A 12076-nucleotide genomic window follows, 5' to 3' on the forward strand; every position below is an offset into this window, starting at 1 on the left:
TTTACGGTCCCCCTGGCGCATCATCCAATTTTCAGTTCTTTGTTCACCAGCTCCAACAGCTTGCCCAGATCCACCGGCTTGAGCAGGAAGTCCACCACCCCCAGGTGCATCACATCCACTGCCTCTTCCACATCGGTGTCGCCCGACACCACAATGATCGACAACGCCGCCCGCTCCGACGCACGAATCGTCCTGATCAAGTCCAATCCACTTTCAGGCTGCATGCGCAAATCGGTAATCATCAAGCCGATACGCTTCTGGTAGTGTAGGTACAACCTGGCTTCCTCGGCCCCATCCGCCCCCACCGCATCGATGCCCCGGCTTTTCAGGTACAGGATCAGCGCCTCCCGGTTAACCGCGTTGTCATCCACCACCAGCACCAACGGTCTGGCTGCCACAGGCGCACTTTGGTTTATCACGGCCAAGGCCTCGCGCTCGGCGTCGCTCAGGATGTCGGTGTGCTCAGGCATGCTCATCTCGTCAAAAAAATTCCGCTTCAGCATTAGGACCGCATTACTCGCGTAACCCGTTTCGCCTTTCGTCGGGTCTTTGACAAGGGCGCTCATAGACTTACGTCCAATGGGCACCACCCCGCCGCAAGCCGACCATGGAGGCAGAGAACAACATGGCCGGTACCTATATATAGATATATATAGTTCGGCATAGCGATACGGTCAGTTTCATGAGCAAAAAGGACGCCTACAGCCAGGCGGGCAAGACAGCGGTACTGCAAAACATCCAGGGCACATTGCAGTTCCTGCAGCGCTTTCCGCCGTTCAATCAGATGGAGCACAGCCACCTGGCCTTCTTGGTCGAGCAGTGCCAGCTGCGCTTCTACGCCTGCGGTGAAAGCATCGTCAAACCTGCCGACGGGCCGGTCGAGCACTTCTACATCGTCAAGCAGGGCCAGGTAGTTGGCGAACGCCAGCACCTGGCCAAACCGGGTGTCGAAACCACGTTCGAGATCACCAGCGGCGAATGCTTCCCGCTGGCAGCCCTGCTGGGTGAGCGGGCAACCCGCACCGAGCACCTGGCCGGGGAAGACACCTTCTGCCTGCAACTGAACAAGGCCGCATTCATCCGCGTGTTCTCGATGTCTGATGTGTTTCGGGATTTTGCCCTGCGCGGTGTCAGCAGCCTGCTTGATCAGGTCAATCAGCAAGTACGCCAGCGCGCTGTGGAAACCCTCGGCACCCAGTACTCGCTGAACACCCCCCTGGGTGAACTGGCCATGCGTCACCCGGTGGTGTGCAGCGCCCATACGCCCCTGCGCGAAGCCGTGCGGCTGATGCACGAGCAACAGGTGGGCAGCATCGTGGTGGTCGACCCGCAGCGCTACCCCATCGGTATCTTCACCTTGCGCGACCTGCGCCAGGTGGTGGCGACAGTAGATGCCGACCTGGGCGCCGCCATCGACCGGCACATGACCGCCAAACCGTTCTACCTCCCACCCCAGGCCAGCGCCTTCGATGCCGCCATGGCCATGACCGAGCGGCATATTGCCCATGTCTGCCTGGTGGAAAACGGACGCTTGTGCGGCGTGGTTTCCGAGCGCGACCTGTTCTCCCTGCAACGGGTCGATCTGGTTCACCTGGCGCGCACCATACGCCATGCACCACGCCTGGATACGCTGGTTTCGCTGCGCGGCGAAATCAGCCAGCTTGTGGAACGCATGCTGGCCCATGGCGCATCGTCGACGCAGATCACCCAGATCATTACCTTGCTCAACGACCATACCGTGTGCCGGGTCATCGAACTGGCCCTGGCCGAACGTGGCGACCCGGGCGTGCCGTTCAGCTGGCTGTGCTTTGGCAGCGAAGGGCGACGTGAGCAGACCCTGCACACCGACCAGGACAACGGCATCCTCTTCGAAGCAGTCGACAGCGCCGAGGCCGACGCCATCCGCGCTCGCCTGCTGCCGCTGGCGCAATACATCAACCAATGCCTGGCCCAGTGCGGTTTCACCCTGTGCATGGGTAACGTCATGGCCGGCAACCCCGAACTGTGCCTGTCGCGCAGCGAGTGGGCGCGGCGCTTTGCCGGGTTTGTCCGCGAAGCCAGCCCGGAGAACCTGCTGGGCTCGAGCATCTACTTCGACCTGCGTGTGGTGTGGGGCGACGAGCAAGGCTGCGAGCAGCTGCGCCAGGGCCTGCTGGCACAGGTAGCCGACAACCGCATCTTCCAGCGCATGATGGCTGACAACGCCCTGCGCCAACGCCCGCCGGTGGGCCGGTTGCGCGAGTTCGTGCTGACACGCCAAGGCAACGACAAGGCGGCGACCCTCGACCTCAAGGTCCAGGGCCTGACGCCCTTCGTGGATGGTGCCCGTTTGCTGGCCCTGGCCAATGGCATAGCTGCCTGCAATACCCTGGAGCGCCTGCGCCAACTGGTAGCCAAGGGCGTGATCGAACCGTTGGACGGCGCCGCCTATGAAGAGGCCTACCACTTCATCCAGCAAACCCGCATGCAGCAGCACCAGCGCCAGATACGCGACAACCTGCCTTACTCCAACCGGCTCGACCCGGACAGCCTCAACCACCTGGACCGGCGTATCCTGCGCGAATCCCTGCGCCAGGCTCAGCGCCTGCAAAGCAGCCTGGCCTTGCGGTATCAGCTATGAGCCTGTTCGCCTGGCTGCGCCCCAGCGCGCCCGAGCTGGACCACACCACACGCCAGCGCCTGGCCCGGTTGCCCAAGCCCGTGCCGCTGGGGGTATGTACCCTGCGTGAGCAGCGCTGGGTGGTGCTGGACCTGGAAACCAGCGGGCTCAACCCCAACCGTGATCAGGTACTGTCGATTGGGGCGGTGGCCATCGAAGACGGTGCCATCGACTTTGCCCAGCAGTTCGAACGCACACTGCACCGGCCTTTGCAGAAGACCAACGCCAGCGTACTGATCCACGGTTTGGGCCCCAGCGCCCTGGCTGCCGGTTGCGACCCGGCCGAGGCCCTGCTGGATTTGCTCGATTTCATTGGCAACAGCCCGGTGCTGGCGTTTCACGCGCCATTCGACCAGCGCATGCTGGCGCGTGCGCTGAAAGAGAGCCTGGGTTACCGCTTGCAGTCGCCATTCCTCGATATCGCCGAGCTGGCGCCGATGCTCAACCCCGACACCGTGCTGCGCGAGGCCGGGCTGGATGACTGGGTAGCGCGGTTTGGCTTGCAGGTTGAAGAACGCCATCATGCCAGTGCCGATGCCCAGGTGACCGCAGAACTGGCGCTGATCCTGTTCAGCCAGGCCCGGCGCCAGCAGCTGGACAGCCCGCTGCAGCTGGAGCAACGGTTGCGCGGATGGCGACGGCGCAAGATGCAGAGCCACGGTTTGTAGGGCGTGGGATTTGCAGCGTCGGTGAGATCGAGCGCCGCCCGCGCGGCGCATCGCGAGCAAGCTCGCTCCTACATTTGTTTCGGGCCAATTATTCCTGGGGGGAGTTGTGCGTCCCCTTGGCGCATGGCGCGATACCGCGTCGTACGAACAAGGCGGTCGCGCGCGCCTGTCACAGGCATAACTGGCCCGAAACAAATGTAGGAGCGAGCTTGCTCGCGATGCGCCGCGCGGGCGGCGCTCGATCTCACCGGCGCCACACAACTCAACCCAAGCCCCATGATGGCAATCCGATAAGCGTCCATTGCACCCACCCCCTCCCCTCTGCAACAATCGCGAATAATTATCGTTAGTTAATGCATTCGTTCCGGGGGGACGCTGCTTGTCTTCTGCACAAAGCCCACACGCCGATCTGGTCGGTGCGCTGTACCGCGACCACCGCGGCTGGCTGCTCGCCTGGCTGCAACGCAGCATGGCCTGTCGCCAGCGTGCTGAAGACCTGAGCCAGGACACCTTCGTGCGCCTGCTTGGTCGTGAGCAACTGGACACCCCCCGCGAACCCCGCGCGTTTCTGGCCGCCGTGGCCAAGGGGCTGATGTTCGACCACTTCCGCCGCGCCGCGCTGGAACAGGCCTACCTGGCCGAGCTGGCATTGATCCCTGAAGCCGAACAGCCCTCGCCAGAAATGCAGCACCTGATCCTTGAAGACCTCAAAGCCATCGACCGCCTGCTCGGCAAGCTGTCGAGCAAGGCTCGCGCGGCGTTTCTGCACAGCCGCCTGGACGGCATGGGCCATGCCGAAATTGCCGAGCGCCTTGGCGTTTCGGTATCGCGGGTGCGCCAGTACATCGCCCAAGGCATGCGCCAGTGCTACGTGGCCTTGTACGGGGAGCCGACGTGAGCAACCTCCCGGTTTCGTCCCGGGTCCTGGAAGCCGCGATTGCCTGGAAACTCAGCCTTGGCGAGAGCAGCGGCACGCCTGATGAACGCAACGAATTCATGCGCTGGCATGCCGCCAGCGAAGAGCACGCACGTGCCTGGCGCCAGCTCGGCGCCATGGACCAACGCGTTAGCGCGGCAGCTGGCCCGGCACGCCAGGCGCTGCTGCAATCGCGCGCCAGCCTGCGGCGACGCATTGGCAAGGTTGGCGGCGGGCTGGCCGGCACGTTTCTGCTCGGCGCGCTGCTGGCATGGGTCGGCGCCCCGTCGCTGGCACCCAGCTACTGGCTGGCCGTCCAGCGCACCGCCACGGGTGAATTACGCACCTTGCGCCTGGAAGACGGCACACTGCTGAGCCTGAACACCCACACCGCCGTGGACATCGACTACGCCGGCGCGCAACGGGTGATCGTGCTGCACCAGGGCGAAATCTCGGTCGAAACCGGCCACCAGGACCCGCGCCCGCTGCTGGTACGCACTGAGGACGGTCGCTTGCGGCCACTAGGCACGCGCTTCCTGGTGCGCCGCGAAGCCGGCGGTACGCGCCTGGAAGTGCTGCAAGCCTCGGTCGCCGCCATGCCGCATGACAGCGGCGACGAACAGGTGCTGCGCGAAGGCCAGCAGGTGTTGATGAACGCCAACGGCCTCGGCGAGGTTGGCACGGTGCCTGCCGGTGCCGATGCCTGGACCCGCGGCATGCTGGTGGTCGACAACGTACGCTTGGGCGACCTGCTCGCCACATTGGGCCAGTACCGCAGCGGCTACCTCGGGGTGGATGCCAAGGTCGCCGACCTGCGCGTGACCGGCAGCTTCCCGCTGACCAACACCGACCTGGCGCTGGCCTCACTGGTGCCGGCGTTGCCGGTCAAGATCGAGCGGCATACGCAGTGGTGGGTGAACGTCACTTCCAAATAGGCCGGGCTTGCTGGCCAATCTCCACCAGTCGTTCAGCGTTGCCGCCGCCACCGTATTCGCGGGTAAACCCGCTCCTACCACGGTGGTGGACACACATCGGGGTCGTCGTAGGAGCGGGTTCACCCGCGAAGAGGCCGGTGCTGGCAAAATCCCATTAAATAATTCTCAATATTTTTCAGATTCACCCTGTCACTTTTCAGATCTCGCTCGGCAAGGAAGCAGCAAGCACTTACCCGTCGAGGAACCGCCGCATGTCCCGTGCCGTTGATCATATCCTGCGCCCCAGCCTGATGGCCCTGGCCATCGGCCTGGCTGCCCCGCTGACCAGCCCTGCCTTGTTCGCCGCCGAGCAATCCACGTCGCGCGCCTACAACCTGCCCAGCGCGCCACTGGCCACCACCCTCAACCAGATCGCCAGCCAGGCCGGCATTGCCTTGGCCATCGACCCGGCACTGGTCAGCGGCCGCACCTCGGCCCCGGTCAGCGGCCAATACGACGGCCTGGGCGCCCTGCAAGCCGCCCTGAGCGGTACCGGCCTGCAGTTGCAGCAGAGCAGTGCGGGCAGCTACAGCCTGGTGGCCGTGCCGGATGGCACACTGGCCTTGCCGGAAACCACCGTGAATGCCACCAGCGCCAGCGAAAGCGCCTGGGGCCCGGTTGAAGGCTACGTGGCCAAGCGCACCGCTGCTGGCACCAAGACTGACACGGCACTTGTGGAAGTCCCCCGCTCCGTCTCTGTCGCCACCCGCGAGCAAATGAAAGACCGCGGTGTACACAGCCTGGATGATGCAGTGCGCTATATGCCGGGCATCGTCTCTGCCAGCTTCGGCAGCGATACGCGGTATGACTGGATGCGCGTGCGCGGCTTCGAGCCAACGCAGTTCCTCGATGGCCTACCCCTGCCCCGCGGCGTGTATGCCAACCCGAAAGCCGAAACCTGGAACCTCGACCGCCTCGCCCTGCTGCGCGGCCCGGCCTCTTCGATTTACGGCCAGACTCCACCTGGCGGCCTGCTGGACATGGTCAGCCGCCGTCCGCAAGCCGAAAGCGCTCACGAAATCGAGCTTCAATACGGCAGCGACAACCATCGCCAGATCAACTTCGCCAGCACCGGCAAGATCGACGATGAAGGTCGCTTTCTCTATGGCGTCAGTGGCGTTATTCGTGACAGTGGCACCCAAATCGACCACATCGACAACAAGCGCTACAACATTGCCCCAAGCCTGACCTGGAACATTGACGAAGACACGACGCTGACCTTCCTCACCCAGTTCACCCGTGACGATACCGGTGCCACCAGCCAGTTCCGGCCCATCCAGGGCACCAAGATCGACATGCCGTTCGGCAAGATCTCGCACCACAAGAACCTGGGTGACCCGGATTACGAGTTCTACGACCGCACTTACTACGCGCTGGGTTACGCCTTCGAACACCGCATCAATGACGTCTGGCAGTTCCGCCAGAACCTGCGCTACACCAAGTCGGACCTGTCGTTCCAGACCATCACCCCTGGCAGCTACAACAAGAGCTCGCCGCCGGTGCAGGACGATGGCACTGTCAGCCGCATGTCCACCAACACCGATGAAGACATCAGCCAGTTCGCGGTGGACAACAACTTCCAGGCGGACTTCGCTACCGGGGACATCGACCACACGCTGTTGATCGGCCTGGACCACCAGCGCATCAACACCAACTACCTGTCGATCTTCGACTTCAACGTGCCGGACAGCAACGTCAACAACCCGGTCTACGGGCTGCCGATCACTCGCCCTGATCGGTCGACCGCGTTTTACGACTACAACCAGAAAACCCGTCAGACCGGCCTGTATGTGCAGGACCAGATGGCGCTTGGTAACTGGCGCCTGACCCTGGGCGGTCGTGAAGACTGGGTGCACACCGGCACCAAGTTCTTCAACCAGGGCGATGCCACCAATACCCAGCGGGACAAGAAGTTCAGCGGCAACGCAGCCATCAGCTACGTGTTCGACTCGGGCTTCGTGCCGTACCTGTCCTATGCCGAGTCGTTCCAGCCGTCCAGCAATGCCAGTGTGTCGGCCTCGGACTCGTTCAAGCCCACCGAAGGCAAACAGTGGGAGCTGGGCGTGAAGTATCAGCCGCCGGGGTCCAACACCCTGTTGTCGGCAGCCGTGTACGACCTGACTCAGAAAAACGTCTCGGTCACCAACACGGTCGGTGGTGTGACCATCACCAGCCAGACCGGCGAAGTGAAAGTCCGCGGCCTAGAGCTGGAAGCGGTTTCCGATGTGACCGACAACCTGAAGGTGATTGCCGCCTACACCCTGGCCAAGTCCGAGGTGCAGGACGGCGATTTCAAAGGTAACCGCCTGCAACTGATGCCTAACCAGCAAGCGTCCATCTGGGGCGACTACACCTGGCACTCGGGCGTACTCGACGGCTTCGGCATCGGCCTGGGCGCGCGTTATACCGGCAATACCTACGGCGACCAAGGCAATACCTACCTGGGCAAGGCCAAGGCCTACACCGTCTTCGATGGGTCGGTGCATTACGACCTGGGTCGCCTGAACGGCAGCCTGAAGGGCGCGTCGGTCGCGGTCACCGCCACCAACCTGCTGAACAAGGATTACCTCTCTACTTGTGACTCCTACTACTGCTACTACGGCGATGAGCGCAGCGTTGTCGCCAGCGCCACTTACAAGTTCTGAGTGAGCTGGGGCCGCCTTGCGGCCCCGGGTTCCAACCGACAACAATCGGTACCGTGATGAAGAGCCCCACCATCCGCCGCTGGTCCTTGATCCACACCTGGAGCAGCCTGGTCTGTACCCTGTTCCTGCTGTTGCTGGCAGTCACCGGCCTGCCCCTTATCTTCCACCACGAACTCGAACACCTGCTAGGCGACGCCCCTGAACTGCGTGAAATGCCGGCAGGCACCCCGCACCTCGACCTGCAGCAACTGGTGCTCAAGGCCGAACAACATCGCCCCGGCGAGGTCATGCAGTACTTCGGCTACGATGAAGACGACCCCAACGGCGTGGTCGCCATTACCGCCGCCACCGCCGGCACCGACCCCAACCTGTCGCACACCTTCATGCTCGATGCACGCACCGGCGAGGCGGTGGCCATGCCGGCCGCCAATGGTGGATTCATGATGGTGATGCTGCGCCTGCATGTGGACATGTTCGCAGGCCTGCCGGGCAAGCTGCTGCTGGCCTTCATGGGCGTATTGTTCATTGTCGCGATTGTCTCCGGCACCGTGCTCTATGCGCCGTTCATGCGCCGCCTGGAATTCGGCACCGTACGCCACAAGAAATCCCGCCGCCTGCGCTGGCTCGACCTGCACAACCTGATCGGCGTGGTCACCCTGGCCTGGGCATTGACGGTGAGCGTGACCGGGGTAATCAGCGCCCTGTCCGACCTGGTCATTGCGGCCTGGCGCAACGACAGCCTGGCTGCGATGGTTGCCCCCTACCGCGACGCCCCGCCGCTCGTCGAGCGCGCTCCAGCCACTCGCCTGCTGGACATTGCCGAACAGGCCGCGCCGGGCATGCGCCCGGACTTCATCGCGTTTCCAGGCACGCGTTTCTCCAGTGAGCACCACTATGCGGTATTCATGAACGGTGCCACACACCTGAGTTCGCACCTGTTCACGCCGGTACTGATCGATGCTCGCACCCTTGAAGTGACTGCCGTAGGCGACCGTCCCTGGTACATGGATGCCATGGGCCTGTCGCAGCCACTGCATTTCGGCGATTACGGCGGGCGACCGATGCAGATCCTCTGGGCGTTACTGGACGTGCTGACAATCATCGTGCTCGGCAGCGGCCTCTACCTGTGGTGGAGCAAACAGCGCAAACCCAGGGAGGCACGCGCATGAGCCACAGGTCGCAACCCACTGCGCGCCTCTTCGCCTGGCCAGTGTTGATTGCCCTGCTTGGCTTCCTGGGCCTGTTCGCTGCGCTGCTCGGCGACGGTGGCTGGGACGTTCTGGCCTGGGCCGGCCTGGGCCTGCCGGCCCTGCTGAGCCTGCGCGGGCTGCTCTGGCGTCGGGGGCGCTAGCCCGCTACCACCCCGCAACCGCAGGTATTGCCAAGCATGGGGTTTTCCTCAACCAAGGACCCGCCCAATGCGCCCCCTCGAACAACTGGAACAGATCGACCGACAGATCGGTGACCTGCTCGACGGCCTTCCGACCCTCGACCTTCAACAACCCATCAACCCCGACACACGCACCTGGCTGCACGGTGAACTGGCCAGCTTCTGGACCACGGCCGATGAGCATGGTGAAACCCCCAGACAAAAGCTGCTGGCACTGCGCAAGGCGCTGATGCTGGCCGAGGTTGAACTGCGCCTGGGCGACGAGACCTTGGGCTACCGCTCAGCCGATCAACTATGGGCCTGCCTGCACCTGCCACTACCCTCCCAGCGCAGGCATATGCCCCTGGCCAAAAGGCCACAGGTCTACCGCGTTCTGCTGGAAGGCCTACGGCCCAACTGGCGAAGCTACCTGCCAGGCACACTGATCATCGTTGCCGGTACCGCCGAAGGCCCTATGCTCACGCCTCAGGATGCCGCAGGCGCTGCCTTGCTGTGCAGCCTGTCACAAGGCATCGAGGCTTTCGACTCACTGGGCGCACTGCACCAGGAGCTTTGCGAACGCCTGGAAGACCCACTCCAGAGCAGACCGCTGCTGCATCTGTACACTGACACGCAGGCGGACCGCGCTCGCCGGTCAAAGCGTCTGCGCTATGACTGGTACGCCGATAACCTGCTGGAGGCCCAGATCGACAGTGCGATAGAAGCCCAACGCCAACGCTTGAGTGACACCGGCTTGTGGAGCAACGCCTCACCCGACCAGCACATCCAAATACATAAAGCCCTGGCGCTATGGCACGAAGTCGGCGCCAAACCCATCCTGCAAACACGCTACTCCCAATTGCTTGAGAAGCACCTGCCCAACTGGCTGCGCAATACATCTGCGCAAGGCCTGAGCCATATGATGCAGGCCATGCAAACGCTGGTGGCAATCGCCGAGCAGGCTGCTGCCCCGGGAGTGCTGAGCCTTGACGACTTCAAGCAACGCAATAGCCTGCTGGCCTGGGCCAACGCACGCCTTCGCGAGCGCCTGAGCCATGACCTGGGGTACGAAACAGATCCTCGCGAGATCAAGATCGTGGTCGTACGCGCCCGCCGCACGGGCGCCATCATGCATCCCTTCGCCCTCTCATCCTATGTCACCTATGCAGGCATGCGACGCGTGGGCCACGAGATGGTGGAGATGGTCGAGGAAATCAACACCCTCGAAGAGATCGCCCTCAAGAACTTGCCGTGGTTCGATACCGACTACTGGCTGACTGCCCGGGTGATCCATGCCCACGGCAAAGCCATGCCCGCCGGGCTCACGCCGCAGTATGTCAAGCACATGGTCCGGGAACTGAACGTGGGTGACAGCTACGCAAAGTACCTGCACACCCAACTCATCAGTTCCAGAGCAGGCAAATGGCGCCTGACTGCGCACAGCAAGGTCAACCGTGCACGCATGCACGCTGAAGCAGTCAAGGCGCGCTACGCCGGACACTTTGGCGAAGACCCTTTCGAACATGGCTACAACTGGGTGCGCGCAGTGTTGGACCAACCACACAATGCCTTGCGTGCGCCAGTAGCAGGCTACCCGGTCACTGTTCGGCAGTTGAACATCATGGGCCATACCCTGCAGGGCGTGCTTCTGCTCAACAGCCTCCCCTACAAGTCTCCGGCATGCGTGCTATACACCCCGGATGCCCCGGACCGCAGGGCCTGGCGCCGTTTTCGAACAACCCGCGAACTGCTTCGCACATTGCGCCAACAGCCCACGTTGAGAGCGTACGTAGCCCAGCGCCTGCCATTGCTGCCTGTCGCCACGGTGCAGCGGTTGCTGGACAAGGGGCGCCTGAGCACGCATTTGACCACGCCCGAGGTCAAAGACGACCTTTTCTTCGACTACTACATGGCCGAGGCCCGGGCGCTGATCGCCCAGGCCGACGCCGACAGCATGACGACCAGGGAAGTGAATGCGGAGTCGGTCATGGCGCTGAGCTGGCGTTTGCTGGATTTCATCAGCCTGCTGCTGCCCAACCGCGCGTTGCTGGTGCTGTCGATTGGCCGCATGGCAATCGATATCCTGGACGGCATCGAGGCCTTCAACCAAGAGGATGTCGAAGGGGTGATGCGGCATTCCTATCAGGCGCTTAGCCACCTCAACGATGCAGGTACCAGTTTTCTCGGTTCCAGATTGCTACGCCGGTCCCTGCGCGGAATACCCAAACAACCGCCACTGCCACTGCCCGCACGCTTCCAGGCGCAACCGGACAGCAGCAGCCTCCGGTATCGCATAGACGGTATCTACGGTGAGGGTGTATACGAGCAAAGCTCGGCGTTTGGTGGGCTGTCGCTGTATTTCGTCAAGGACAGCGACAACCGCTACTACCAGGTCAGCTTCGACGGCTACCGCTGGCGAGCCATTGACCCTGACCAGCCAGATGCCTATCTGCAGCAACCGCTCAAGCGCAAAGCCGACGGGCAGTGGGTCATCGACTCACCGGTGCTCTGGTACGACGGGCTGCCCGACCTGAAGCAATTACTGCAGGACTGCTATCTACAAACGCCTGTGGCCGGCCTGCCGGTAAACATCGAACAAGGGCTTTTTCAGGCTGACGATCAGCTGTACCTGGCACTCGAGAACGGGCAGTTGCCTGTGCGCCGCCACCTGCTACCGGATCATTACCACTTGGAGATTGCCGTTGCCAGCAACGCCGGGGTGGTGCCGTGGGCGGTGCTGCGCCACGAAAACGGCCAGTGGCTGATACGCGTTCGCCAGGCAGGGCGCAGCAGTGACTGGCTGACACTGCCAGATCAACCACCGCCGGCCCACTGACAGCGGAGC

The 12076-nt window shown here is 63.0% G+C and carries 9 protein-coding genes; 8 read left to right on the forward strand and 1 reads right to left on the reverse strand.

Annotated elements, in window-relative coordinates:
- Nucleotides 1-20: 20 nt before the first annotated feature.
- The gene (locus ACF8O8_RS09525) at nt 21-566 is read right to left on the reverse strand and encodes a response regulator (protein ID WP_020192755.1); all 546 of its coding nucleotides are present in this window, start codon (nt 564-566) and stop codon (nt 21-23) included.
- Nucleotides 567-682: 116 nt separating this feature from the next.
- Here ACF8O8_RS09525 and ACF8O8_RS09530 point away from each other — a divergent pair, with 116 nt between their 5' ends.
- The 8 genes from ACF8O8_RS09530 to ACF8O8_RS09565 all read left to right on the forward strand — a co-directional run bounded on the left by ACF8O8_RS09530 (nt 683) and on the right by ACF8O8_RS09565 (nt 12067).
- Nucleotides 683-2620, forward strand: coding sequence for a putative nucleotidyltransferase substrate binding domain-containing protein (locus ACF8O8_RS09530; RefSeq protein ID WP_392509590.1), 1938 nt, complete (start codon nt 683-685; stop codon nt 2618-2620).
- Complete coding sequence (locus tag ACF8O8_RS09535; protein ID WP_010951705.1) at nt 2617-3327, forward strand: PolC-type DNA polymerase III; 711 nt, start codon at nt 2617-2619, stop codon at nt 3325-3327. Before ACF8O8_RS09530 ends, ACF8O8_RS09535 begins: the two co-directional genes overlap by 4 nt.
- A 379-nt stretch (nt 3328-3706) precedes the next feature.
- A complete protein-coding gene (locus ACF8O8_RS09540) occupies nt 3707-4225 on the forward strand; it encodes an RNA polymerase sigma factor (RefSeq protein ID WP_010951704.1) in 519 nt (172 codons plus the stop codon).
- Nucleotides 4222-5178, forward strand: coding sequence for a FecR domain-containing protein (locus ACF8O8_RS09545; protein ID WP_392509591.1), 957 nt, complete (start codon nt 4222-4224; stop codon nt 5176-5178). The genes ACF8O8_RS09540 and ACF8O8_RS09545 overlap by 4 nt, the downstream gene beginning before the upstream one ends.
- Nucleotides 5179-5429: 251 nt before the next feature.
- Nucleotides 5430-7862, forward strand: a complete 2433-nt coding sequence (locus ACF8O8_RS09550; RefSeq protein ID WP_392509592.1) for a TonB-dependent siderophore receptor — start codon at nt 5430-5432, stop codon at nt 7860-7862.
- A 56-nt stretch (nt 7863-7918) separates the two neighbouring features.
- Nucleotides 7919-9031 (forward strand): PepSY-associated TM helix domain-containing protein, encoded by a 1113-nt coding sequence (locus ACF8O8_RS09555; RefSeq protein ID WP_392509593.1) that lies wholly within the window; start codon nt 7919-7921, stop codon nt 9029-9031.
- Complete coding sequence (locus tag ACF8O8_RS09560; protein ID WP_019750253.1) at nt 9028-9213, forward strand: hypothetical protein; 186 nt, start codon at nt 9028-9030, stop codon at nt 9211-9213. Before ACF8O8_RS09555 ends, ACF8O8_RS09560 begins: the two co-directional genes overlap by 4 nt.
- A 67-nt stretch (nt 9214-9280) precedes the next feature.
- Nucleotides 9281-12067 carry a dermonecrotic toxin domain-containing protein gene (locus ACF8O8_RS09565; protein ID WP_060489129.1) on the forward strand — a complete coding sequence of 929 codons (2787 nt, stop codon included), beginning with the start codon at nt 9281-9283 and terminating at the stop codon, nt 12065-12067.
- Nucleotides 12068-12076 lie beyond the last annotated feature (9 nt).

Origin of the sequence: Pseudomonas sp. TYF_14 (genome assembly GCF_043105275.1) — a bacterium.
Classification (GTDB): domain Bacteria; phylum Pseudomonadota; class Gammaproteobacteria; order Pseudomonadales; family Pseudomonadaceae; genus Aquipseudomonas; species Aquipseudomonas alloputida.